The 25,217-nt window shown below is 71.5% G+C and carries 14 protein-coding genes, 1 tRNA gene and 1 rRNA gene; 12 read left to right on the forward strand and 4 right to left on the reverse strand.

Annotated features, from left to right (window positions below):
- The 3 genes from rrf to ACFYXA_RS00015 all read left to right on the forward strand — a co-directional run.
- Nucleotides 1-95 (forward strand): 5S ribosomal RNA (gene rrf / locus ACFYXA_RS00005); the annotation flags it as partial.
- 99 nt (nt 96-194) lie between these two features.
- A complete protein-coding gene (locus tag ACFYXA_RS00010; protein WP_389026930.1) occupies nt 195-872 on the forward strand; it encodes a DegT/DnrJ/EryC1/StrS family aminotransferase in 678 nt (225 codons plus the stop codon).
- 75 nt (nt 873-947) lie between these two features.
- Nucleotides 948-1,023, forward strand: a tRNA-Thr gene (locus ACFYXA_RS00015).
- Between the two features lie 59 nt (nt 1,024-1,082).
- Here the strand turns inward: ACFYXA_RS00015 and ACFYXA_RS00020 are convergent.
- Nucleotides 1,083-3,824: a SpoIIE family protein phosphatase gene (locus ACFYXA_RS00020; RefSeq protein ID WP_352245809.1), complete on the reverse strand. Its 2,742-nt coding sequence runs from the start codon at nt 3,822-3,824 to the stop codon at nt 1,083-1,085.
- A gap of 330 nt (nt 3,825-4,154) precedes the next feature.
- On the opposite strand from ACFYXA_RS00020, the gene ACFYXA_RS00025 reads away from it, so the two are divergent.
- The 9 genes from ACFYXA_RS00025 (at nt 4,155) to ACFYXA_RS00065 (ending at nt 18,409) form a co-directional block, all read left to right on the forward strand.
- On the forward strand, nt 4,155-9,620 hold the full coding sequence (locus ACFYXA_RS00025; RefSeq protein ID WP_352245810.1) for a HAMP domain-containing protein: 5,466 nt from the start codon (nt 4,155-4,157) through the stop codon (nt 9,618-9,620).
- 244 nt (nt 9,621-9,864) lie between these two features.
- Nucleotides 9,865-10,545, forward strand: a complete 681-nt coding sequence (locus ACFYXA_RS00030) for a response regulator (protein ID WP_351341695.1) — start codon at nt 9,865-9,867, stop codon at nt 10,543-10,545.
- Between the two features lie 133 nt (nt 10,546-10,678).
- Nucleotides 10,679-13,438 carry a DNA translocase FtsK gene (locus ACFYXA_RS00035; protein ID WP_352245811.1) on the forward strand — a complete coding sequence of 920 codons (2,760 nt, stop codon included), beginning with the start codon at nt 10,679-10,681 and terminating at the stop codon, nt 13,436-13,438.
- A 256-nt stretch (nt 13,439-13,694) separates the two neighbouring features.
- The gene (locus ACFYXA_RS00040) at nt 13,695-14,528 is read left to right on the forward strand and encodes a RodZ domain-containing protein (RefSeq protein ID WP_352245812.1); all 834 of its coding nucleotides are present in this window, start codon (nt 13,695-13,697) and stop codon (nt 14,526-14,528) included.
- Nucleotides 14,529-14,614: 86 nt separating this feature from the next.
- Entirely contained in the window at nt 14,615-16,084 is a 1,470-nt protein-coding gene (gene rimO / locus ACFYXA_RS00045) for a 30S ribosomal protein S12 methylthiotransferase RimO (RefSeq protein WP_356681012.1), read from the forward strand.
- Nucleotides 16,081-16,869, forward strand: a complete 789-nt coding sequence (pgsA, locus tag ACFYXA_RS00050; RefSeq protein ID WP_389026936.1) for a CDP-diacylglycerol--glycerol-3-phosphate 3-phosphatidyltransferase — start codon at nt 16,081-16,083, stop codon at nt 16,867-16,869. The genes rimO and pgsA overlap by 4 nt, the downstream gene beginning before the upstream one ends.
- Nucleotides 16,866-17,411 carry a CinA family protein gene (locus ACFYXA_RS00055; RefSeq protein ID WP_389026938.1) on the forward strand — a complete coding sequence of 182 codons (546 nt, stop codon included), beginning with the start codon at nt 16,866-16,868 and terminating at the stop codon, nt 17,409-17,411. Before pgsA ends, ACFYXA_RS00055 begins: the two co-directional genes overlap by 4 nt.
- Nucleotides 17,412-17,520: 109 nt before the next feature.
- Entirely contained in the window at nt 17,521-17,901 is a 381-nt protein-coding gene (locus ACFYXA_RS00060) for a helix-turn-helix transcriptional regulator (protein WP_352245816.1), read from the forward strand.
- Nucleotides 17,902-18,190: 289 nt separating this feature from the next.
- A complete protein-coding gene (locus ACFYXA_RS00065) occupies nt 18,191-18,409 on the forward strand; it encodes a hypothetical protein (RefSeq protein ID WP_351100039.1) in 219 nt (72 codons plus the stop codon).
- Between the two features lie 77 nt (nt 18,410-18,486).
- Here the strand turns inward: ACFYXA_RS00065 and ACFYXA_RS00070 are convergent, their stop codons facing one another.
- The 3 genes from ACFYXA_RS00070 to ACFYXA_RS00080 form a co-directional block, all read right to left on the reverse strand.
- Complete coding sequence (locus ACFYXA_RS00070; RefSeq protein WP_389026941.1) at nt 18,487-19,251, reverse strand: SDR family NAD(P)-dependent oxidoreductase; 765 nt, start codon at nt 19,249-19,251, stop codon at nt 18,487-18,489.
- 32 nt (nt 19,252-19,283) lie between these two features.
- Nucleotides 19,284-20,126, reverse strand: a complete 843-nt coding sequence (locus ACFYXA_RS00075) for an Fpg/Nei family DNA glycosylase (protein WP_389026943.1) — start codon at nt 20,124-20,126, stop codon at nt 19,284-19,286.
- A gap of 78 nt (nt 20,127-20,204) precedes the next feature.
- Complete coding sequence (locus tag ACFYXA_RS00080) at nt 20,205-25,148, reverse strand: ATP-dependent helicase (protein WP_389026945.1); 4,944 nt, start codon at nt 25,146-25,148, stop codon at nt 20,205-20,207.
- Nucleotides 25,149-25,217: the final 69 nt, after the last annotated feature.

The following is a 25,217-nucleotide window of genomic DNA, read 5'->3' on the forward strand; positions in this document are numbered from 1 at the left end:
AAACGCCCGGTTACATTCCGAACCCGGAAGCTAAGCCTCACAGCGCCGATGGTACTGCAGGGGGGACCCTGTGGGAGAGTAGGACGCCGCCGAACAATCATTCAAAGGGTTGGGCCCTGAACTTCGGTTCAGGGCCCAACCCTTTTTTGTTTTCCGTCACTTGACGTTCACGCAGCGCGTCCAGGCTCCAGCCCATGGGAACTGCTGCACTCCTCAGGGCCGCGGGCGTCGGAGTCGGTGACGAGGTCATCGTGCCGGCCTTCGGGAACGTCGACATAGCCGAAGCGGTGACCCGGGCGGGTGCGCTGCCCGTCTTCGCGGACATCGACCCCAGGACGTACTGCCTGGACCCGGCCGCCGTCGAAGCGGTCATCACCGCGCGGACCACGGCCGTCGTCGTCGTGCACCGCTTCGGGCGGCCGGCCGATCTCGTGCGGTTGCACGAACTGGGTCGAAGGCACGGGCTGTTGGTGCTCGAAAGAGGCGAGACCGAGACGTCGTACGACGAGGTGGCGCAGCGCAGGGATCGGGCCGCCTACCTCGACGCACGGCTGCGGGGGGTGCGGACGCCGGACCGCGCGGACGGGCACACCTACCAGCAGTACGTGGTGCGGGTGCCGGGCAACGGCCGGCCCGACCGGGACGCGTTCGCCAGGGCCCTGCGGGCAAGGGGAGTGGACTGCCGTGTGCCGGTGAAGACTCCCCTGCACCGACTGCCCGAGTTCCGGCGCTGCGTCACACTGCCTCAGACCGAGTCGGCCGCCGACGAGACGCTCGCTCTGCCCGTTGACGCCTCGCTCACCAGAAGGGACATGCAGCGCGTGGTGTCCGCCTGCAACGCGCTCGGCGGACTGCTTCAACCCGCCTTCTGAACGAGTTTGGGAACACCGGCAAGTTCGGGGTACGATCTGTTCTGTTGCCGCGAGGGAAACCTCGAAAAGTGACCAGCCCCCTTAGCTCAGTCGGCAGAGCGTCTCCATGGTAAGGAGAAGGTCAACGGTTCGATTCCGTTAGGGGGCTCCACAAAAGAAGGCCTCCGCCCTTTCGGGCGGGGGCCTTCTTCTTGTTCTGCGTGCCTTTTCTCAGGCCACGCGCATCGCGAGAATCGCCATGTCGTCGGACGGGGCGTCCGAAGCGAAGCGTTCCACCGCGCGCATGATGCGGGCCGCGACCGCGCCGGCCGTCAGGCCCGTGCAGGTGGTGAGAACGTCGGCGAGGCCGTCGTCGCCCAGCATGCGCGTGCCCTCGCGGCGCTCGGTGACGCCGTCCGTGACACAGAGCAGGACGTCGCCCGGATCGAGGGTCACCGTCTGCTCGTAGAGCTCCAGGTCCTCCATGACGCCGAGCAGCGGCTGCGGTTCGGCGGCCGGCTCGACGGTGCCGTCCTGGCGCAGACGCAAGGGGAGGGGGTGGCCGGCGCAGACCACCTTCAGCTCGGCGCTGCCGTCGTCCTGCGGGCGCATCTCGCCGTAGAGGAGGGTGAGGAAGCGGCTGCGGGCACCCTCGTCGAGGATCGCCGAGTTCAGACGCTCCAGGACCGCCGGGCCGCTGAGGCCCTCCCGGGCCAGCAGGCGCAGGGCGTGGCGGGCCAGGCCGGTCACCGCCGCCGCGTTGGGGCCGGTGCCGCAGACGTCGCCGATCGCGAAGCCGTACGCGCCGTCGCTGATCGGGAAGAGGTCGTAGAAGTCGCCGCCGACCTCGTTGCCCTCGCCGGCCGCGCGGTAGATGACCTCCACCTCGACGCCGTCGATCTCCGGGAGCTCCGGGGGCAGCAGGCTGCGCTGGAGGGCCTGGCTGATGGCGGTGCGCTCGGAGTAGAGGCGGGCGTTGTCGAGGGCGAGGGCGGCGCGGCGGCTCAGGTCCTCCGCGAGTTCGAGGATCTCCTGGCGGAAGTGCTCGTCGGTGGGCTTGCCGAGGGTGAGCATGCCGATGACGCGGTTGCGGGCGACGAGGGGGAGGACGACGGTCTCGCCGCCGACCGCCGACGCCGTGGCCAGCGTGGGGCCGATGCCCGACGTGACCTGCTGGTGGGCCGGGCCGCCGGACAGGCCGAGGCTGCGCATGGAGCTGCGCAGCGCCGCCTCGTGCGCGGCCTCGCCGGGGGCGGACCAGACCCGGGCGCCCGGGGTGGGGACGGGATCCGGCGGGGAGATCTTCGAGAGCAACGACTTGATGCCGTCGATGAGTTCCTCGTCCTCGTGCAGGACGTAGGACAGGTAGGGGTCGGAGGCCTGGTCGGCGATCGTGTAGACGGCGCACCAGGTGGCCAGGGTCGGGACCGTCATCTGGGCCATCAGGGCGAGGGTCTGGTCGCGGTCGAGGGTGCCGGCCAGCAGGTCGGAGGCTTCGACGAGGAAGCTGAGGGAGCCTCGGCGCAGGCGTTCCAGTTCGCCGAGGCGGGCCGACTCGACGGCCAGCGCGATGCGGTCCGCGGCGAACTGCAGCCGCAGGGCCTCCTCGTTGGAGTATCTGCCGGGGCCTTCGGCGGCGACGCCGAGGGAGCCGGTGAGGCGGCCCTCGACCTTCAGCGGGACCGTGACCACCGAGCGCATGCCCGTGCCGCTGAGCAGGGGCACGGCTCCGGGGACGGAGAGGAGGTCCTCGTGGACGGCCGGCATGCGGGCGGAGCCGTAGCGGCCGGGGCCCGCTTCGACGGGCACGCGCGCGAAGCGCTGGCGGGCGGAGGGCAGGCCGGTGGAGGCGCGGACCTCCAACTCCGTCTCGTCGTCGGTGGCGAGCAGGAGGAAGGCGGAGTCGCCGTCGAGCATGTCGCGGGCGCGTTCGACCGTGCGCTGGAGGAGGCCGTCGAGGTCGTCCGGGGCCGGGGAGCCGATGAACACCTCGAAGGGGTCGGAGCTCGACCCGTCGGCGTTGGACGTCGCGTCGGAGGCGGGGAGGCGCAAGGGGGTCTGCAGCACCGCGCGTTCGTGGTCGCGGACGAGGAGGCAGACGGTGGAGGGGTCGCCGTCGGTGTCGCGGACGCGCAGGTGCGATGCGTAGACGGGGGTGACGCGGCCGTCGGCGGCGCGGATGCCGTAGCTGCCCTCCCAGCGGGAGAGTTGCAGCGCCTCGACGATGCCGGTGCTGGTGCCGGGGGTGTGGGGCCAGGCGGCGAGGTCGGTGAGGGGTTTGCCGGTGACCTGGTCGGCCGGGTAGCCGAAGAGTTCCTCCGCGTCCTCGTTCCAGGCGGAGATGGCGCCTGTGCGGTCGATCTGGACGACGGCGACTCGGACCCGGCTGTCGGTGAGGGGGAGGAGTTCGGAGGGGAGGCAGGGGCCTGCGGCGCGGGTGCCCACGGGGCGGTCGGGAAGATCGAGCTGGAACCAGACCTGCTTGTGGGTCGGTGTGTACTCGACGCCCCAGCGGCCGGCGATCGCCGCGCACAGCTGGAGGCCCCGGCCGCCTTCGCGGTCGGGGCTGCCCATGGTGGCGGGGGAGCCCTGGAGGGGGATCTCGCGCTCGGGGTAGCGGTCGGAGACCTCCACGCGGATGCCGTCCTCGGTGCGCAGGCACAGGACGTCGGCGTGGGTGCCGGCGTGGACGACGGCGTTGGTCACCAGTTCGCTGGTGAGGACCACCGCGTCGTCGACGATGTCGGCGAATCCCCAGCCCTGGAGGGTGTCGCGGACGAACGAGCGGGCGGTGGCGACGGATCGCCCGACGGGCTCGAAACTGGCGGCCGCGCGCGCGGTGATCACAGAACTCCTCGGCCGGTTGTCGACGTGCAGGGCTGCCCGGGTGTCCGGCTCGTGCCGCTGCTGCGGCAGCGTGCCCGTCGGCCGGGGGTCCGGGGGCTGAGCCCCCGGGATCAGTCCGGTGGTCATGTGTGCGGCCGCCCCTCCGATGCCCGCTCGATCTCCGTGCCACCGCCCAGACCGGACGGACCGGTGCGGCTGGACAGCCGCATGCAAGGTTACTTACCTTCCCCGTCCGTACGGATGCCGGTCGCCGGTGTTTCCGCCTCCGGCGTGTGCGGACCGTGTGCGAAGCTGCCGAACTGTTATGGCCTGGTTCGGTGAGGGTGAAACACTGGGCAAGCTTCTTGTGAAGGTCCGGGCAGACTGGGTGTCTTGTGTGTACGGCGGGCAGCAGCCCCCTCGGGCCTGCCTGGTTACATCGGGCAGTAAGACGGTCGATCCCTGCGGGAGGGACAAGTGGAGTCTGGCGCAGCGACGCGGGGCACGAAGGCGCGCGCGAAAGGCGGACAGTCCCTGAACAGGCAGCGCACACCGCGGACGGGTACCACCGAGGTGGACACGGCGGCCCTGCACAAGTTGCTGGGGGCGTTGGTGTCCATGCGGGACGGGAACTTCCGCAAGCGGCTCACGGTGTCCGGGGACGGCGTGATGTCGGAGATCGCGGCGGTCTTCAACGAGGTGGCCGACCGCAATCTCCACCTCACGGGTGAGCTGGCGCGGGTGCGGCGCGTGGTGGGACGTGAGGGAAAGCTCACGGAGCGGCTGGAGACGGGCGCCTCCGAGGGGTCCTGGGCGACGGCCATCGACAACTCGAACGCGCTGGTGGACGACCTGGTGCGGCCTGTCTCGGAGGTCGGGCGGGTGCTGTCGGCGGTGGCCGAGGGAGATCTGTCGCCGCGTATGGAGCTGCGGGCGCACACCTCGGAGGGCGCCGGGCATCCGTTGCGGGGTGAGTTCCTGAAGGTCGGGCGGACCGTCAACAACCTGGTGGACCAGTTGTCGACGTTCACCGACGAGGTCACCCGTGTGGCCAGCGAGGTGGGCACCGAGGGCAAGCTGGGCGGGCAGGCCCAGGTGCGCGGTATGTCCGGTTCGTGGAAGGACCTCACGGAGTCCGTCAACACGATGGCGGAGCGGCTGACGGCGCAGGTGCGCGACATCGCGCTGGTGACGACGGCGGTGGCCAAGGGCGATCTGTCACGCAAGGTCACCGTGCATGTCGAAGGCGAGATGCTGGAGCTGAAGAAGACCGTCAACACGATGGTCGACCAGCTGTCCGCTTTCTCGTCCGAGGTGACGCGGGTGGCGCGTGAGGTGGGCACCGAGGGCATCCTGGGCGGTCAGGCGCAGGTGTCGGGCGTCGACGGTGTGTGGAAAGAACTGACGGATTCCGTGAACACCATGGCCGGCAACCTCACGGCCCAGGTGCGGGGGATCGCCGAGGTGACGACGGCGGTCGCGAACGGTGACCTGTCGCGGAAGGTGACGGTGCCGGCGCGCGGTGAGGTCGCGCAGCTCGCCGACACGATCAACCAGATGACCGAGACGCTGCGGATCTTCGCGGACGAGGTCACACGGGTGGCCAACGAGGTCGGTGCTGCGGGGCAGCTGGGCGGTCAGGCGAACGTGCCGGGCGCGGCGGGGACGTGGAAGGACCTGACGGACTCCGTCAACACGGTGTTCCGGAATCTGACCACACAGGTGAGGGACATCGCCGCGGTGACGACGGCGGTGGCCAACGGTGACCTGTCGCAGAAGGTCACGGTGGATGTGGCCGGCGAGATGCTGGAGCTGAAGAACACCGTCAACGGGATGGTGGACCAGCTGTCCGCGTTCGGCGCCGAGGTGACGCGCGTGGCGCGGGAGATCGGTGTCGAGGGCGAGCTGGGCGGCCAGGCGCAGGTGTCGGGTGCGGCGGGGACGTGGAAGGACCTGACGGACTCCGTCAACACGGCGTTCCGCAACCTCACCGGGCAGGTGAGGAACATCGCCCAGGTGACGACGGCGGTGGCCAACGGCGACCTGTCGCAGAAGGTCACCGTGGACGTGTCCGGTGAGATGGCTCAGCTGAAGAACACCGTGAACACGATGGTGGACCAGTTGTCGTCGTTCGCCGACCAGGTGACGCGGATGGCCCGGGACGTGGGCACGGAGGGACGGCTCGGCGGTCAGGCCCGGGTGGACGGGGTGTCGGGGACGTGGAAGGAGCTCACGGACTCCGTCAACTTCATGGCCGGCAACCTCACCTCCCAGGTGCGGCAGATCGCTCAGGTGACGACGGCGGTGGCCCGCGGTGACCTGTCGCAGAAGATCGACGTGGACGCGCGCGGGGAGATCCTGGAGCTGAAGAACACCATCAACACGATGGTGGACCAGCTGTCGGCCTTCGCCGACCAGGTGACCCGGGTGGCGCGTGAGGTGGGCACGGAGGGCCGCCTCGGCGGTCAGGCGCAGGTGCCCGGTGTGGCCGGCGTGTGGCGTGACCTGACGGACTCCGTGAACGGCATGGCGTCCAACCTGACGGGTCAGGTGCGCAACATCGCCCAGGTGGCCACGGCGGTGGCCCGGGGCGACCTGTCCCAGAAGATCACCGTGGACGCGCGCGGGGAGATCCTCGAGCTGAAGAACACGCTGAACACGATGGTGGACCAGCTGTCGTCGTTCGCCGAGGAGGTCACGCGCGTGGCCCGTGAGGTGGGCACGGAGGGCATCCTCGGTGGTCAGGCCGAGGTGCAGGGTGTCTCCGGCACCTGGAAGGACCTCACGCAGTCGGTGAACTTCATGGCGAACAACCTGACGATCCAGGTGCGCAACATCGCCGAGGTCACCACGGCGGTCGCCAAGGGCGACCTGTCGAAGAAGATCACTGTCGACGCCAAGGGCGAGATCCTCGAGCTGGTGACGACCGTCAACACGATGGTGGACCAGCTGTCGTCGTTCGCCGAGCAGGTGACGCGGGTGGCCCGTGAGGTGGGCACCGAGGGCATCCTGGGCGGTCAGGCGCATGTGCCCGGCGTGGTGGGCATCTGGAAGGACCTGAGCGACAACGTCAACCTGATGGCGAAGAATCTGACCATGCAGGTGCGCAACATCTCCCAGGTCGCGGCGGCCGTCGCCAACGGCGATCTGACACGGACGGTGACGATCGAGGCGCGCGGTGAGGTGCAGCAGCTCGCCGACACCTTCAACACGATGGTGAAGACGCTGAGCTCGTTCGCCGAGCAGGTCACCAAGGTGGCCCGTGAGGTGGGCACGGACGGCATCCTGGGCGGTCAGGCGCACGTGCCGGGTGTGGCGGGCACGTGGAAGGACCTCACCGACTCGGTGAACGGGATGGCGTCCAACCTGACGGGTCAGGTGCGCAACATCGCGATGGTGACGACGGCCATCGCCAAGGGTGACCTGACGAAGAAGATCGACATCGACGCGCGCGGGGAGATCCTCGAGCTGAAGACGACCATCAACACGATGGTCGACCAGCTGTCGTCCTTCGCGGAGGAGGTCACGCGGGTGGCCCGCGAGGTGGGCACCGAGGGGCAGCTCGGCGGTCAGGCACGCGTGCGTGACGTCGACGGGACCTGGCGCGACCTCACCGAGTCGGTGAACGAGATGGCCGGGAACCTGACCCGGCAGGTGCGTGCCATCGCGCGCGTGGCGACCGCGGTGACCCGTGGTGACCTGAACCTGAAGATCGACGTGGACGCGTCCGGGGAGATCCAGGAGCTTCAGGACTACATCAACAAGATGATCGCCAACCTGCGTGACACCACGATCGCCAACAAGGAGCAGGACTGGCTCAAGGGCAACCTCGCGCGCGTGTCGGCCCTGATGCAGGGGCGGCGCGATCTGGAGGACGTGGCTTCGCTGATCATGAGTGAGCTGCCGCCGCTGGTGGCCGCGCAGCACGGCGCGTTCTTCCTGGCGATGCCGTCGGGCGACGGCGGCGGCGACCAGTACGAGCTGCGGATGCTGGGTTCGTACGGGTACTCGATGGGCTCCATGCCGAGTTCGTTCCGGCCGGGTGAGGCGCTGGTGGGGACGGCCGCAGAGGAGAAGCGGACGATCCTCGTCGAGAACGCCCCGAGCGGCTATCTGAAGATCTCCTCCGGGCTCGGCGAGGCGCCGCCCGCGCAGGTGATCGTGCTTCCGGTGCTGTTCGAGGGCCAGGTCCTCGGTGTGATCGAGCTGGCGTCGTTCACGCCGTTCACGCAGATCCAGAAGGACTTCCTCAACCAGCTCGCCGAGATGATCGCGACCAGCGTCAACACCATCTCGGTCAACACCAAGACGGAGCAGCTGCTGAAGCAGTCGCAGGAGCTGACCGAGCAACTTCGGGAGCGGTCGGCGGAGTTGGAGCAGCGGCAGAAGGCCCTCCAGGCGTCCAACGCCGAACTGGAGGAGAAGGCCGAGCTGCTGGCCCGGCAGAACCGGGACATCGAGGTGAAGAACACCGAGATCGAGGAGGCGCGTCAGGTCCTGGAGGAGCGCGCCGAGCAGCTCGCGGTGTCGATGCGCTACAAGAGCGAGTTCCTCGCCAACATGTCGCACGAGCTGCGCACGCCGCTCAACTCGCTGCTGATCCTGGCCAAGCTGCTCGCGGACAACGCGGACACCAACCTGACGCCGAAGCAGGTCGAGTTCGCCGAGACGATCCACGGGGCGGGCTCGGACCTGCTGCAGCTGATCAACGACATCCTCGACCTGTCGAAGGTGGAGGCGGGCAAGATGGACGTCTCCCCGACGCGGATCGCGCTGGTCCAGCTCGTCGACTACGTGGAGGCGACCTTCCGTCCGCTGACGGCGGAGAAGGGCCTGGACCTGTCGGTGCGGGTGTCGCCGGAGCTGCCGGCGACGCTGCACACGGACGAGCAGCGGTTGTTGCAGGTGCTGCGCAACCTGTTGTCGAACGCGGTGAAGTTCACCGACTCCGGGTCGGTGGAGCTGGTCATCCGGCCGGCCGGCGGGGATGTGCCGATGGCGATCCGGGAGCAGTTGCTGGAGGCGGGGTCGCTGACCGACGCGGACGCGCCGCTGATCGCGTTCTCGGTGACGGACACCGGCATCGGGATCGCGGGCGGCAAGATGCGGGTGATCTTCGAGGCGTTCAAGCAGGCGGACGGCACGACCAGCCGCAAGTACGGCGGTACGGGTCTGGGGCTGTCCATCTCGCGGGAGATCGCGCAGCTGCTCGGCGGTGAGATCTACGCCCAGAGTGAGCCCGGGCGTGGGTCGACGTTCACGCTGTACCTGCCGCTGCACCCGAGCGAGTTGCCGCCGCAGGGCTACCAGCAGGTGGTGCCCGCGCTGGAGGCGGGCGACCTGGTGGCGTCGGAGAACCGGTCGGCGGAGCCCGCGGAGCTGTCCGACGTGGAGGTCGAGACGCCGGCGGAGGTGAAGTCGTACCAGGAGACGCAGAACGGCGCGGCGGCGCTGTTCCGGCGCCGGCGCCGGACGGTGGCGGGGGGCGAGCCGCAGGTCGGGCGGCCCGAGCAGTGGGCGCCCGTGGGGCAGGAGGCGACGCGGCACACGCACCGGGGCATCCGGTTCGGCGGTGAGAAGGTGCTGATCGTCGACGACGACATCCGCAACGTGTTCGCGCTGACCAGTGTGCTGGAGCAGCACGGTCTGTCGGTGCTGTACGCGGAGAACGGCCGTGAGGGCATCGAGGTGCTGGAGCAGCACGACGATGTGGCGGTCGTGCTGATGGACATCATGATGCCGGAGATGGACGGGTACGCGACGACCACGGCGATCCGGCGGATGCCGCAGTTCTCGGGGCTGCCGATCGTCGCGCTGACCGCGAAGGCGATGAAGGGCGACCGGGAGAAGGCGATCGAGTCGGGCGCCTCGGACTACGTCACCAAGCCGGTCGATCCGGATCACCTGCTGTCGGTGATGGAGCAGTGGATGCGGGAGGAGTGACGGGAACCATGCGGCGGCGCGAGAAGTTGCTGACTCAGGGTGTCCGAAGTCGTGTAGCGAGGCGGGATTCGGGGAACCTTCTGGTCTCGTGCCGCGTTCCTGCTACGTGCTGAGTGACATCACGGTGACAGGGTGTGGCGACGGTCGGGGTGCAGCTACCATGACCGGCACAGGGAAGGGCGGCGCAAAGGAGTCGTCCCCAGGGGCGGCGCCCGGTGCACTGCCGGGGCGAGGAGGGCGGGCCATGGTGCAGAAGGCCAAGATCCTCCTGGTCGATGACCGGCCGGAGAATCTGCTGGCGCTGGAGGCGATCCTCTCGGCGCTCGATCAGACGCTGGTGCGGGCATCGTCCGGGGAAGAGGCGCTCAAAGCACTGCTGACGGACGACTTCGCGGTCATTCTGCTGGACGTGCAGATGCCGGGAATGGACGGTTTCGAGACGGCCGCGCACATCAAGCGCCGGGAGCGGACGCGGGACATCCCGATCATCTTCCTCACGGCGATCAACCACGGTCCCCATCACACCTTCCGCGGGTACGCGGCGGGCGCGGTGGACTACATCTCCAAGCCGTTCGACCCGTGGGTGCTGCGGGCGAAGGTGTCCGTGTTCGTCGAGCTGTACATGAAGAACTGCCAGCTGCGGGAGCAGGCGGCGCTGTTGCGGCTCCAGTTGGAGGGCGGTGGCAAGCCGGCCGTGGGCGGCAAGGAGTCGGCGGGGCTGCTCGCCGAGCTGTCCGCGCGGCTCGCGGCGGTCGAGGAGCAGGCCGAGGCGCTGTCCAAGCAGCTCGACGACGAGTCGGCGGACGCGGCGGCGGTGGCCACGGCGGCGCACCTGGAGCGCAAACTCACCGGTCTGAGGCGGGCGCTGGACGCGCTGGAGCCGGGCGCGGGCAGCGGCACGGCGTCGGTGCCGTCGCAGAGCTGACCGGAACTGACGCGTGCCGCGCCTGGAGTTGCGCGTGAGCGGGCGTCAGTTTCCCGCCTTCGCCGGGGCGACACGAACGGGTGAAGCGGTGGGCACACGTGTCGCCTTCCGTCGCCACCGGTAATCTCACACCATGGCCTCACGTCCCTCCGCAGCCAAGAAGCAGCCCGCCAGGAAGGCGGCCGCTCCCGCGAAGGCTCCGGCGAAGAAGGCCGCCGCGAAGAAGCCTCCGGCCAAGCGGGCGCCCGCGAAGAAGGCGCCCGCCAGGAAGGCCGTGGCGAAGAAGCCGGCGCCCAAGCCGGCGCCCAGCCCCACGGGGGGCGTGTACCGGCTGGTGCGCGCCCTGTGGCTGGGCCTGGCGCACGCCGTGGGCGCGGTGTTCCGCGGGATAGGGACCGGCGCAAGGAACCTCGACCCCGCCCACCGCAAGGACGGCGTCGCGCTGCTGCTGCTCGGCGTCGCGCTGATCGTCGCCGCGGGCACCTGGGCGGATCTGCGCGGTCCGGTCGGCGACCTCGTCGAGATCCTGGTGACGGGCTCCTTCGGGCGTCTGGACCTGCTCGCGCCGATCCTGTTCGCGGTCATCGCGGTCCGCCTCATCCGGCACCCGGAGCAGCCCGAGGCCAACGGTCGCATCGTGATCGGCCTGTCCGCGCTGGTCATCGGCGTGCTCGGCCAGGTCCACATCGCGTGCGGCGCGCCCGCCCGCAGCGACGGCATGCAGGCCATAAGGGACTCAGGCGGCCTCATCGGCTGGGGCGCGGCCACCCCGCTGACGTACGCCATGGGCGACGTCCTCGCCGTACCGCTGCTCGTGCTGCTCACCGTCTTCGGGCTGCTGGTCGTCACCGCCACGCCCGTCAACGCCATCCCGCAGCGGCTGCGGCAGCTCGGCGTGCGCCTGGGCGTGCTGCACGACCCCGCAGGCTACGACGAGTACGGCGACCTCACGGACGACGACGAGCGCTACGACGACCAGTGGCGCGAGGCGCTTCCCGCGCGCTCCCGCGGCCGCGCGGGCGCCCCGCAGGCGTACGACGCCGACGCGGCCGAGGAGGAGGCGCTCGGCCGGCGGCGGGGCCGTCCCCGGCGTTCGGCGGTGCCGCAACCGGCGATGGACCGGCAGCTCGACGCCGTGGACATCGCCGCGGCCGCGGCGGCCGACCTCGACGGGGCCGTCCTGCACGGCATGCCGCCCTCCCGGACCGTCGCCGACCTCACGCAGGGCGTGCGGACGGGCGAGCGCGAACCCACCACGCCGACGCCCGTCCCCGCGCCCGCCACGCCCGCCGCGCCGGTCCCGCGCGCCGAGCGGGCCGGCAAGGAAACGTCGGGGCCGGTCCCCGACCTGACCAAGGCGGCTCCCGAGCCGCCGCGCGACCTGCCCTCGCGCGCCGAGCAGCTCCAGCTGTCCGGGGACATCACCTACGCGCTGCCCGCGCTCGACCTCCTCACGCGCGGGGGGCCCGGCAAGGCGCGCAGCGCGGCCAACGACGCCATAGTGGCCGCGTTGACGACCGTGTTCACCGAGTTCAAGGTCGACGCGGCCGTCACCGGCTTCACCCGCGGCCCGACGGTCACGCGCTACGAGGTCGAGCTCGGCCCCGCCGTCAAGGTCGAGCGGATCACCGCGCTGACGAAGAACATCGCGTATGCCGTCGCCAGCCCCGACGTGCGGATCATCTCGCCGATCCCCGGCAAGTCCGCCGTCGGCATCGAGATCCCCAACACCGACCGCGAGATGGTCAACCTGGGCGACGTGCTGCGGCTCGCGGAGTCCGCGGAGGACGACGACCCGATGCTGGTCGCCTTCGGCAAGGACGTCGAGGGCGGCTACGTCATGCACTCGCTGGCGAAGATGCCGCACATGCTGGTCGCCGGCGCCACCGGGTCCGGCAAGTCGTCGTGCATCAACTGCCTGATCACGTCGATCATGATGCGGGCCACCCCGGAGGACGTCCGGATGATCCTCGTCGACCCCAAGCGGGTCGAACTGACCGCCTACGAGGGCATCCCGCACCTGATCACGCCGATCATCACCAACCCCAAGCGGGCCGCCGAGGCGCTCCAGTGGGTCGTGCGCGAGATGGACCTCCGGTACGACGACCTGGCGGCGTACGGCTTCCGGCACATCGACGACTTCAACCGCGCCGTGCGCGAGGGCAAGGTCAAGCCGCCCGAGGGCAGCGAGCGCGAGCTCCAGCCGTACCCCTACCTGCTGGTGATCGTCGACGAGCTCGCGGACCTGATGATGGTCGCCCCGCGCGACGTGGAGGACGCGATCGTGCGGATCACCCAGCTCGCGCGCGCGGCCGGCATCCACCTGGTGCTCGCCACCCAGCGGCCCTCCGTCGACGTCGTCACCGGTCTGATCAAGGCGAACGTGCCCTCCCGGCTCGCCTTCGCCACCTCCTCGCTCGCCGACTCGCGGGTCATCCTCGACCAGCCCGGCGCGGAGAAGCTCATCGGCAAGGGCGACGGGCTGTTCCTGCCGATGGGGGCCAGCAAGCCGACCCGTATGCAGGGCGCGTTCGTCACCGAGGCCGAGGTCGCGGCCGTCGTGCAGCACTGCAAGGACCAGATGGCGCCGGTCTTCCGGGACGACGTCACCGTCGGCTCCAAGCAGAAGAAGGAGATCGACGAGGACATCGGCGACGACCTGGACCTGCTGTGCCAGGCCGCCGAGCTGGTGGTGTCCACGCAGTTCGGATCGACGTCCATGCTCCAGCGCAAGCTGCGCGTCGGCTTCGCCAAGGCCGGCCGGCTGATGGACCTGATGGAGTCGCGCAACATCGTCGGGCCGAGCGAAGGATCGAAAGCACGTGACGTTCTTGTGAAACCCGACGAGTTGGACGGCGTGCTCGCGGTGATCCGTGGGGAGTCTGAAGGGTAGGCGTTTCCCCGCGGGGAAGCAGGTCGTTCGTGACTGAGCCGTTAGCGAGCGGCGCGCAACCGTTTCCCTTCGGGGTACGTCAAGTTGAGCGAGACAGGCGAGGGTTCCGATCTCGGGGTTCACGTCTGGCCCGTCATCGGCGTGTCCGGCCATTCCGATGGCGTACAAAGTGCTACCGCCCGGTTGCCCCTCCCTTTCGCACCCCCCCTACACTGAACCTCCAGCACAGGCGGCTACACGCTCGAAAGGCGCCCCCGTGTCCATCGGCAACTCCCCTGAAGACGAGCGTCCGTTCGAAGACGCCTCCGAGGAAGCCCGCCCCTCCATCGGCCGAACCCTGCGACAGGCGCGCGTCGCCGCCGGCCTGACCGTCGACGACGTCAGCACCGCCACCCGGGTCCGGGTCGCCATCGTGCGCGCCATCGAGGCGGACGACTTCGCCCCCTGCGGCGGTGACGTCTACGCGCGCGGGCACATCCGCAGCCTCGCGCGCGCCGTGCGCCTGGATCCCGCCCCGCTGATGGAGCAGTTCGACGCCCTGCACGGCGGCCGTCCGGCGCCCACCCCGGCCGCCCCCCTGTTCGAGGCGGAACGCATCCGCCCCGAGCGGCGCGGCCCGAACTGGACCGCCGCCATGGTCGCCGCGATCGTCGCGGTGATCGGCTTCGTCGGCTTCACCGCGTTCAAGGGCGGCGACGACGGGACCAAGGACGTCGCCGACGGCACCGCCCCGTCCAGCAGCGCCCCCGCCACCCCCACCACCAAGTCGGACAAGCCCGCCCCCGTCAAGCCCGCCCCCTCCGACAGCGCCATCGCCGCAGCGCCCCAGGACAAGGTGACCGTCCAGGTCAGCGCCACCGACGGCAAGAGCTGGATCTACGCCAAGGACCACAACGGCCGGATGCTGTTCGACGGGCTGCTCAAGAAGGGCCAGTCCAAGACCTTCCAGGACAGCGAGAAGATCAACCTGGTCCTCGGCGACGCCGGCGCGATCCAGCTGTACGTCAACGGCAAGAAGATCGAGGACGACTTCCAGCCCGGCGCGGTGGAGCGGCTCACGTACACCAAGGGCGATCCGCAGGCCGGCTGAGCGGTGACACGCGCGCGTACGGGGTCGGCGCACATCGCCAACCCCGTCGGCCGGGGCTGTCAGCCGGACGAAGTAGTCTTGAGCCCATGCCTGAACGCCGTACCGTCGCACTCGTCACCCTTGGCTGCGCCCGTAACGAGGTGGACTCGGAGGAGCTCGCAGGCCGTTTGGAGGCGGACGGCTGGCAACTCGTGGAGGACGCCGAGGACGCGGACGTCGCCGTCGTCAACACCTGCGGCTTCGTCGACGCCGCCAAGAAGGACTCCGTCGACGCCCTGCTGGAGGCCAACGACCTCAAGGGGCACGGCAGAACCCAGGCCGTCGTGGCCGTGGGCTGCATGGCCGAGCGGTACGGCAAGGACCTCGCCGAGGCCCTGCCCGAGGCCGACGGCGTGCTCGGATTCGACGACTACGCCGACATCTCCGACCGCCTCCAGACCATCCTGAGCGGCGGCGTCCACGCCGCCCACACCCCGCGCGACCGGCGCAAGCTGCTGCCGATCAGTCCGGCCGAGCGGCAGTCCGCCCCGGACGTCGCCCTGCCCGGGCACGGCGCACCAGCCGACCTGCCCGAGGGCGTCGCCCCGGTCTCCGGGCCGCGCGCGCCCCTGCGCCGCCGTCTCGACGGCACCCCGGTCGCCTCGGTCAAGCTCGCCTCCGGCTGCGACCGGCGCTGCACCTTCTGCGCCATCCCGTCCTTCCGCGGCTCCTTCATCTCGCGCCGCCCGAGCGACGTACTGAACGAGACCCGCTGGCTGGCCGAGCAGGGCGTCAAGGAGATCATGCTGGTCTCCGAGAACAACACCTCCTACGGCAAGGACCTCGGCGACATCCGCCTGCTGGAGTCCCTGCTGCCCGAGCTCGCCGACGTCGACGGCATCGAGCGGGTGCGGGTCAGCTACCTCCAGCCCGCCGAGATGCGGCCCGGCCTGATCGACGTGCTGACCTCCACCCCGAAGGTCGCCCCGTACTTCGACCTGTCCTTCCAGCACTCCGCTCCCGGCGTGCTGCGCGCGATGCGCCGCTTCGGCGACACCGACCGCTTCCTGGAACTGCTCGACACCATCCGCGCCAAGGCGCCCCAGGCCGGTGTGCGCTCCAACTTCATCGTCGGCTTCCCCGGCGAGTCCGAGGCCGACCTCGCGGAGCTGGAGCGGTTCCTGAACCACGCGCGGCTGGACGCCATCGGCGTCTTCGGCTACTCCGACGAGGAGGGCACCGAGGCCGCCACGTACGAGAACAAGCTGGACGAGGACGTCGTCGCCGAGCGGCTCGCCCGCGTCTCCCGGCTCGCCGAGGAACTCGTCTCGCAGCGGGCCGAGGAGCGGGTCGGGGAGACCGTGCGCGTGCTCGTGGAGTCGCTGGACGACGAGGGCGTCCACGGCCGGGGCGAGCACCAGGCGCCCGAGACCGACGGCCAGGTGCTGCTCACGTCGGGCGAGGGACTGGCCGTCGGCCGTATGGTCGAGGCGAAGGTGGTCGGCACGGAAGGCGTCGACCTGGTGGCCGAGCCCCTCGCGGGCTCGATCGGGTGTAGTGAGGAGGCAGCCAGATGACGGGTGTCCCGGCGTCGGCGGCAGGAGGCTCCTCGCAGGCGAAGGGGCCGGCCGCGAGGCCCGCCTCCGCGCCCGTCGCCATGGGCGCGGACGGCCCGGCCGCGGAGATCGGCGCCGACGTGACCGGCGCCGCCCCCGACGAGCAGGGCACCCTGCGGCCCGCGCGCGGGGGCAAACTGGCCGCCGCGGCCGTCAACCAGGCGAGCGTCTGGAACATCGCCAACATGCTGACGATGCTCCGGCTGCTCCTGGTGCCCGGCTTCGTCGCCCTGATGCTCGCCGACGGCGGCTACGACCCGGCCTGGCGGTCGCTCGCCTGGGCCGCCTTCGCCATCGCCATGATCACCGACCTGTTCGACGGGCACCTGGCGCGGACGTACAACCTCGTCACCGACTTCGGGAAGATCGCCGACCCCATCGCCGACAAGGCCATCATGGGGGCGGCCCTGATCTGCCTGTCCGCCCTCGGCGACCTGCCCTGGTGGGTGACGGGCGTGATCCTGGGCCGGGAACTCGGCATCACCCTGATGCGTTTCCTCGTCATCCGGTACGGCGTGATCCCGGCCAGCCGGGGCGGCAAGCTCAAGACGCTGACCCAGGGCGTGGCCGTCGGGATGTACGTGCTGGCCCTGACGGGGTGGCTGGCCACCCTCAGGTTCTGGGTGATGGGCGCCGCGGTCGTGCTCACCGTGGTGACCGGGCTCGACTACGTCCGGCAGGCCGTCGTGCTGCGCCGGCAGGGCCTCGCCGAGCGCAAGGCGGCACTGGAGGAGACACAGCGTTGAGTTCCCCGGCTGCCGAAGTCGTGCGACTACTCACCGTGAGGGGTGAGACGCTGGCCGTGGCCGAATCGCTCACGGGTGGACTGGTCGCGGCGGAGATCACCGAGGTCCCCGGCGCCTCCCGGGCCTTCCGCGGATCGGTCACCGCCTACGCGACCGGTCTCAAGCAGGAACTGCTCGGCGTCGACGCCGGCCTGCTGGCCGCCCGCGGAGCCGTGGACCCGCAGGTCGCGGCCCAGATGGCGGCCGGGGTGCGCAAGGCGCTGGGCGCCGACTGGGGCATCGCCACCACCGGTGTGGCCGGCCCCGACCCCCAGGACGGCCAACCCGTCGGCACGGTCTTCGTGGCGGTGGACGGGCCGTTCGGGGCGGGAGCTGTTTCTGCCTCTGGCGGAAAAGTGGAGGCGCTGCGGTTGAACGGCAGCCGTGCGGAAATTCGTAGAGAGAGTGTACGGAGCGTACTCACAGTGCTTCTGAGGGCGCTTGCGGACGAACAGACCGGGAACGAGCGGGCACAGGATACGGAACAGAACGGGGGGTTTTGATGTTTGCAGCCCTGAGTGAACACGACATCGCTCCCCGCACGGCCGCAGCGCGAGGCGGTACGGTGGGGCGTGAAGGATGCGGCTACGCGGTCCGAGGAGGGAGCCACCGATGATTCTGCTCCGTCGCCTGCTGGGTGACGTGCTGCGTCGGCAGCGCCAGCGCCAGGGCCGTACTCTGCGCGAAGTCTCCTCGTCCGCCCGAGTCTCACTCGGCTATCTCTCCGAGGTGGAGCGGGGGCAGAAGGAGGCTTCCTCCGAGCTGCTCTCCGCCATCTGCGACGCGTTGGACGTACGGATGTCCGAGCTCATGCGGGAAGTGAGCGACGAGCTCGCCCTCGCCGAGCTGGCTCAGTCTGCCGCCGCCACCCCCAGCGAGTCCGTGCCCTCGCCGGTTCGCCCGATGCTGGGTTCCGTGTCGGTGACCGGTGTGCCACCGGAGCGGGTGACCATCAAGGCGCCCGCCGAAGCGGTGGACGTGGTCGCCGCCTGACCTGCCCGTCCGGGCGGCGGGGCGCACGACGAGCAAGGCACAGGACGACGACATTGTGGAGGCCCCGGCCGGGGTGCTCCGGGGCGACCCGGGGAGTGCGGTCGGGGTTTTTGCATGCCCGGGGGCGGTCCACCGTTCGGTGTGAGGGGGGACGGGTCCGTTTGCCGGGGCCGGGCCCGGCGGTCATCGTGGAGGGGCTGGACGGGGGAGCGGCTGTGCGGGCCTGACCACCGGAGGTGCCGATGAGCGACGTCGTGAAGTGTTCCCGTCCCTGCCGGGCGGAGCCTGCGTGATAGCCCGGCGCGGGGTCGCTCTGGGGCTGGGCGCGCTGTGGTGGTGGGCCGTGCTGCGGCTCGCGGTCAGCCCGGACGCGGGAGTGGTCGAAGGGGCCGTCGTCGCCGGCGGGTGGGGGCTGAGCCTGCTGCCGGTGCACTGCGCGGCCAAGGGGCGGGTCGTGGGCGCGGTGGCTGTCGGGCGGTGGAAGGCTGCCTGGCGGGGGGTGCGCTGAGGTGGGTGCGGGCGGGGGAGGCGGTGTAGCGGAGTTTCGCTCGCGACCCCGGCTTCGGGCATCCGTCGGGCGGGCGGTTACCAGGGCATCGCGACCCCGCCGTTCGGGCGGAGGATCTGGCCCGTCGTGAAGGACGACGCGTCCGAGGCCAGGTGCAGTACGGCGTGAGCGATCTCGTCGGGTTCGCCGACCCGGCCCAGCGGTGACATACGCGACATGAGCGCCTCCGTGCGCTCCTGTGCGCCGGGGTCATGGCGGTCGGTCATGGGCGTGCGGATCCACCCCGGGGCGACGGCGTTGACGCGGATGCCGTGCCGGCCGACCTCGGTCGCCAGGGTCTTGGTGAGCTGGACCACGGCGGCCTTGGCGACGCCGTAGCACAGGAGCCCGGGGCCGCCGGTGTCCACGGCGCCCGAGGCCATGGTGACGATGCTGCCCCTCGTACCGGTCGAGATCATCAATCGGGCGGCTTCCTGGGAGGCGTACAGCACGCCTTTGAAATTGACGTCGAGCACCCGGTCGAGGTCCTCCTCGCGGGTGTCCAGGACGGGACTGCTGTGCATGATCCCGGCGACGGCGGCCATGACGTCCAGGCGCTCGCAGGACTCGACCGCCTGCCGGACCTGGGCGTGCTCGGTGACGTCGAAGAGGTGGGTGCGGGCGATGCCGCCCCGGTCCTTGATCAGGGCCGCCGTCTCGTGCAGGCCCGTGGCGTCGCGGTCCGCGCCGTGGACGAGCGCGCCCGCCTCGGCGAGCAGCACGGCACAGGCCCGGCCGATGCCGCTGGCGGCACCGGTGACGAATGCGGTGCGTCCGGTGAGGTCGTACGCCTTCACGGCCATGAGGGGACCGTACGAGAGGTTCTGACGGGTCGTCAATTACTGGTGCGGGGGCGGATGCGGCGAGCGGCCGGGGATCCCGAAGCCGGGGCGGGCCCGGGCTGGCAGGCGGGGCACCAGTACGTCGGACGCTCGCGGGAGCCGTCGCCCTGGTCGGCGAGGCGGACGGGGGTTCCGCAGCGCAGGCAGGGGCGGTGCGCGCGGCCGTAGACGAAGAGGTCCTGGCCGCGCCGGCCGGTCGTGGCGCGGACGAGGCGGTCGCGGTTGACCTCCAGGAGCCGCTTGGCCAGGGCGGGCAGCTTCGCGGCGCGGTCGGCGGGGAGCGCGCCCGCGGGGAGCCAAGGGCTGACGCCGAGGAGAAAGCAGAGCTCGCACTTGTAGACATTGCCGATGCCGGCGAGGTTGCGCTGGTCGAGGAGGGCCTCGCCGAGGGGGCGGTCGGGGTCGGCGAGAACGTTGGCGAGCGCCCGCTCGGGGTCCCAGTCGGGGCCCAGCAGGTCCGGGCCGAGGTGCCCCACCGCTCGCGCCTCGTCGGCGGTGCGCAGGAGTTCCAGGACGGGGAGGCGGTAGCCGACGGCTGTCCGGTCCTCGGTGCCGAGGATCGCGCGGATCTGGTGCCCCGGGCCGCCGGTCCAGCGCTGGTCGTTCGTGTACACCCGCCAGGAGCCGTCCATCCGCAGGTGCGAGTGGAGCGTCAGGCCGCCCTCGATGCGGGTGAGGAGGTGCTTGCCGCGCGCGGTGACGTCCAGGACGGTGCGCCCGGTGAGGTCGGCGGTGGCGTGCTTGGGCACCCGCAGGTCGGAGCGGGTCAGCGTCTTGCCGGCGAGGGCCCCGTGCAGTCGCCGCGCGGCCTGCCAGACCGTGTCACCTTCGGGCATGGGTCAAGGGTGGCACGGGGAGCGGGGCCGCGGGGGTGGAGTGGCCGGTGGCGGTGTCTGCGGCGGCGAGGCTGTTCGTCATGCTCGTAGCCGCAGTCCCCGCGGGGTCGCGATGAAGCCCGCTTGCTCCAGGAGGGCGCCCAGGGGGGAGGTCAGGGCCGAGGCGCCGTTGACGCGCTCCACTGTGACCGTGCCGAGGGAGCCCGCGCGGGCGGCCTCGGCCAGGGCCTGGGCCGCCGCCTGCAGCCGGGGGTCGTCGGCCGGGGAGTCCTGGCCTTCCGCGGTGGTCGGCCAGGCCAGCAGGGTCTTGCCGCCGCGCTCCATGTAGAGGGTCAGCTCGCCGTCGACGAGCACCACCAGGGAGCCCGCCTTGCGGCCCGGTTTGTGCCCGGCGCCGGTCGGCGGCTCGGGCCAGGACAGGGCGGCGCCGTAGGCGTTCGCGGGGTCGGCCGCCGCGAGGACCACCGCACGGGAAGCGGGCGAGGGCGTACGCCGACCGCGGTCGGCGAAGCCGGAGGCCCGCGGGGCGGAGTGGCGGGAGCCGGACGGGTAGGGCGCGCCGTACGAGGGCCCGGAGCCGCCTCTGGGACCGCCCGCGCCGGGGGAGTCGAAGTCGTACGGCGAGACGAGGTCGTCCGGCGAGGTGGACGTGACCCGGGGCCCGGAGGAATCGTCGGGGCCGAAAAGCTCCCAGCCGGGGTCGTCGGACGGGGAGGCGTCGGGGAAGGCGAAGCCGTCGGAAGCGCCGGACCCGAGTGGGGGGCCGGGCAGGGTCTCGCCGCGGTCGCGGGCGTTGGCCACCGCGCGGACGCGGTCCACGGCGCCGTCCATGGCGAACTGCGCGGCGCCGAGGCCTTCCACGACGTATCCACGCCGGGCCTGGCCGCTGTCCTCGAAGGCGGACAGGACCCGGTACGTCGCCGAGAAGCCGCCCTCGACGCCCTCGGCGGCGACCGCGCCACGGGTGACCACTCCATGCCGGTCGAGGAGCGTGCGGGCGAGGGCGTGGGCGCGGACCGTGGGGTCCTCCTCCTGCGCCGGGAGGAGCGACCAGCGGCCTCCGACGGTCGGCGGGCCGCTGCGGGACGCGGCACGCGCGGCGGCCGTCAGCGAGCCGTACCGTCCACGGGGGACGGCGCGTTTGGCGCGGTGCGCCGTGGAGCCGGCGGTGCGGCCGGAGCCCAGGAGGGCGCGCATCGGCGCCAGCGTGTCGTTGGTGAGACGGCCGGACCAGGCGAGATCCCAGAGAGCGTCGGCGAGTTGGGGGTCGGTGACCTCGGGATGGCCGCTCGCGCGGACCTGGTCGGCGATCTGACGGAAGAACAGGCCGTAGCCGCCCGAGAGGGCGTCCAGGACACGGCGGTGCAACTCCGTCAGCTCCAGCGGGTGGGGCGGCGGCAGGAGCAGCGGGGCCGCGTCCGTCAGATACAGCGAGACCCAGCCGTCCTTGCCGGGCAGGGACCCGGCCCCGGCCCACACCACCTCGCCGGAGGCGGTGAGTTCGTCGAGCATCGCCGGGGTGTAGTCCGTCACCCGGGACGGCAGCACCAGCTTCTCCAGCGCGGACGCGGGCACCGACGCGCCCTGGAGCTGTTCGACCGCGCGGACCAGACCGTCGACGCCGCGCAGCGCGTGGCCCTTGCCGATGTGCTGCCACTGGGGCAGGAACTGGGCGAAGGCCGGGGGCGGGACCGGTTCCAGCTCGTGCCGCAGGGCGGCCAGGGAGCGCCGGCGCAGCCTGCGCAGCACGGTCGCGTCGCACCACTCCTGGCCGATGCCCGCGGGGTGGAACTCGCCCTGGACGACGCGTCCGCCCGCCGCGAGCCGCTGGAGCGCGCCATCGGTGACCGCCACGCCCAGACCGAAGCGGGCGGCGGCCGTGGCCGAGGTGAACGGGCCGTGGGTGCGGGCGTAGCGGGCGAGGAGGTCGCCGAGGGGGTCCTTCACCGGTTCGGTGAAGGCCTCCGGGACGCCGACCGGCAGTGCCGTGCCCAGCGCGTCGCGCAGCCGGCCCGCGTCCTCGATGGTCGCCCAGTGGTCCGCGCCGGCGATGCGGACCCTGATCGCCCGGCGGGCGGACGCCAGTTCCTCGGCCCACGCCGGTTCGGCGCCGCGCTCGGCAAGTTCGGCTCCGGTGAGCGGGCCGAGCAGGCGCAGGATGTCCGCGACGCCTTCGGCGTCCTTCACGCGGCGGTCCTCGGTGAGCCACTGCAACTCCCGCTCCAGCTCGGTGAGGACCTCCGCGTCGAGCAGTTCGCGCAACTCCGCCTGGCCGAGCAGTTCGGCCAGCAGACGCGAGTCCAGGGACAGCGCGGCGGCGCGGCGCTCGGCGAGCGGGGAGTCGCCCTCGTAGAGGAACTGGGCGACGTAACCGAAGAGGAGGGAGCGGGCGAAGGGGGACGGCTCGGGGGTGGTGACCTCGACCAGGCGCACCCTGCGCGACTCCAGATCGCCCATCAGCTCCACGAGCCCGGGGACGTCGAAGACGTCCTGGAGGCACTCGCGGACCGCCTCCAGGACGATCGGGAACGAGCCGAACTCGCTCGCCACCTGGAGCAGTTGGGCGGCGCGCTGACGCTGCTGCCACAGCGGTGTGCGCTTGCCCGGGTTGCGGCGCGGCAGCAGCAGCGCGCGGGCGGCGCACTCACGGAACCGGGCCGCGAACAGCGCCGAGCCGCCGACCTGGTCGGTGACGATCTGGTCGACCTCGCCCTTGTCGAAGACGACGTCCGCCGCGCCCACGGGCGCCTGCTCGGCGTCGTATTCGGAGCCGGCCCTGGTGGGCTCCCGGTCGAGGAGGTCCAGGCTCATCAGGTCGGCGTCCGGCAGACGCAGCACGATGCCGTCGTCGGCGTGCATCACCTGGGCGTCCATGCCGTACCGCTCGGACAGCTTGGCGCCGAGAGCGAGCGCCCAGGGGGCGTGCACCTGGGCGCCGAAGGGCGAGTGCACGACGACGCGCCAGTCGCCGAGTTCGTCGCGGAAGCGTTCGACGACGATGGTCCGGTCGTCCGGCACATGGCCGCAGGCCTGGCGTTGTTCGTCGAGGTAGGACAGCACGTTGTCGGCGGCCCAGGCGTCCAGGCCCGCGGTGAGCAGACGGAGCCGGGCGTCCTCCTCGGGCAGGGAGCCGACCTCGCGCAGGAACGCGCCCACAGCGCGGCCGAGTTCGAGCGGCCGGCCCAGCTGGTCGCCCTTCCAGAACGGGAGCCGGCCCGGGACACCGGGCGCGGGCGAGACCAGGACGCGGTCGCGGGTGATGTCCTCGATGCGCCAGGAGCTCGTGCCGAGGGTGAAGACGTCGCCCACCCGGGACTCGTAGACCATCTCCTCGTCGAGCTCCCCGACGCGGCCGCCGCCCTTCTTGGGGTCGGCCCCGGCCAGGAAGACGCCGAACAGCCCCCGGTCGGGGATCGTGCCCCCGGAGGTCACGGCCAGGCGCTGGGCGCCGGGGCGGCCGGTGATCGTGCCGGCGACCCGGTCCCACACCACGCGTGGGCGCAGCTCGGCGAACGCGTCGGACGGGTAGCGGCCGGCGAGCATGTCGAGGACCGCCGTGAAGGCGGACTCCGGGAGGGAGGCGAAGGGCGCGGCCCTGCGGACCAGGGTGAGCAGGTCGTCGAACTGCCAGGTGTCCATGGAGGTCATCGCGACGAGCTGCTGGGCGAGCACGTCCAGGGGGTTCGCCGGGACCTTGAGGGACTCGATGCCGCCGATGCGCATCCGCTCGGTGACGACCGCCGCCTGGACCAGGTCGCCGCGGTACTTGGGGAAGACCACACCGGTCGACACGGCCCCGACCTGGTGGCCCGCGCGGCCCACACGCTGTAGCCCCGAGGCCACCGAGGGTGGGGACTCCACCTGGACGACCAGATCGACGGCGCCCATGTCGATGCCGAGTTCCAGGCTGGAGGTGGCGACCACGGCGGGCAGACGGCCGGCTTTCAGGTCCTCCTCGACGAGCGCGCGCTGCTCCTTGGACACCGAGCCGTGGTGGGCGCGCGCGAGGACGGGCGGCGCGCCCTGCGCCGCACCCGAGCCGCCCATCAGCTCGGCCGGCGCGTGGTGCTCGTCGAGCGGTTCGCCGGTGGCCCGTTCGTAGGCGATCTCGTTGAGGCGGTTGCACAGGCGCTCGGCGAGCCGGCGGGAGTTCGCGAACACGATCGTGGAGCGGTGGGCCTGGACGAGGTCGGCGATACGCTCCTCGACGTGCGGCCAGATCGACGGGCGTTCCGCGCCCTCGGAGCCGTCGGCGACCGGGGAGCCGCCCAGCTCGCCCAGGTCTTCCACCGGGACCACCACGGACAGGTCGAACTCCTTGCCCGACTCGGGCTGGACGATCTCCACCTTGCGGCGCGGGGACAGATAGCGGGCCACCTCGTCGACCGGGCGGACCGTCGCCGAGAGACCGATCCGGCGGGCCGGCGCCGGCAGGAGCTCGTCGAGGCGCTCCAGGGAGAGGGCGAGGTGGGCGCCGCGCTTGGTGCCGGCCACGGCGTGGACCTCGTCCAGGATGACCGTCTCCACGCCGGTCAGCGCGTCGCGCGTGGCCGACGTCAGCATCAGGAACAACGACTCCGGAGTGGTGATCAGGATGTCCGGCGGGCGGGTGGACAGCGCGCGGCGCTCGGCGGCGGGCGTGTCGCCGGAGCGGATGCCGACCTTGATCTCCGGCTCCGGCAGGCCCAGCCGCACCGACTCCTGGCGGATGCCGGTCAGCGGGCTGCGCAGATTGCGCTCGACGTCCACCGCGAGGGCCTTGAGCGGTGACACGTACAGGACCCGGCAGCGCTTTTTCGGATCGGCCGGCGGGGGCGTCGAGGCCAGCTGGTCCAGGGCGGCGAGGAACGCGGCCAGGGTCTTGCCGGACCCGGTCGGAGCCACCACCAGCACGTCCGAGCCCTCGCCGATGGCCTGCCACGCGCCCGCCTGGGCCGCGGTGGGCGCGGAGAAGGCGCCCGTGAACCAGCCGCGGGTTGCGGGGGAGAAGCCGTCCATGGCTCGGTGTGCGTCGCTGACCATGCGTCCATCCTGCACCCGAGCACTGACAACGGCGCTGACCTGCGGCCCGTCCGGCCGCCCGGACCCCGT

This window comes from Streptomyces sp. NPDC002566, assembly GCF_042889585.1.
GTDB lineage: Bacteria > Actinomycetota > Actinomycetes > Streptomycetales > Streptomycetaceae > Streptomyces.

Bases quoted from the DNA above. Each gene is read 5' to 3' on its own strand.
- ACFYXA_RS00010 (WP_389026930.1), top strand. From the start codon at position 195: ATGGGAACTGCTGCACTCCTCAGGGCCGCGGGCGTCGGAGTCGGTGAC.
- ACFYXA_RS00020 (WP_352245809.1), bottom strand. From the start codon at position 3,824: ATGACCACCGGACTGATCCCGGGGGCTCAGCCCCCGGACCCCCGGCCG.
- ACFYXA_RS00030 (WP_351341695.1), top strand. From the start codon at position 9,865: ATGGTGCAGAAGGCCAAGATCCTCCTGGTCGATGACCGGCCGGAGAAT.
- ACFYXA_RS00035 (WP_352245811.1), top strand. From the start codon at position 10,679: ATGGCCTCACGTCCCTCCGCAGCCAAGAAGCAGCCCGCCAGGAAGGCG.
- rimO (WP_356681012.1), top strand. From the start codon at position 14,615: ATGCCTGAACGCCGTACCGTCGCACTCGTCACCCTTGGCTGCGCCCGT.
- pgsA (WP_389026936.1), top strand. From the start codon at position 16,081: ATGACGGGTGTCCCGGCGTCGGCGGCAGGAGGCTCCTCGCAGGCGAAG.
- ACFYXA_RS00060 (WP_352245816.1), top strand. From the start codon at position 17,521: ATGATTCTGCTCCGTCGCCTGCTGGGTGACGTGCTGCGTCGGCAGCGC.
- ACFYXA_RS00070 (WP_389026941.1), bottom strand. From the start codon at position 19,251: ATGGCCGTGAAGGCGTACGACCTCACCGGACGCACCGCATTCGTCACC.
- ACFYXA_RS00075 (WP_389026943.1), bottom strand. From the start codon at position 20,126: ATGCCCGAAGGTGACACGGTCTGGCAGGCCGCGCGGCGACTGCACGGG.
- ACFYXA_RS00080 (WP_389026945.1), bottom strand. From the start codon at position 25,148: ATGGTCAGCGACGCACACCGAGCCATGGACGGCTTCTCCCCCGCAACC.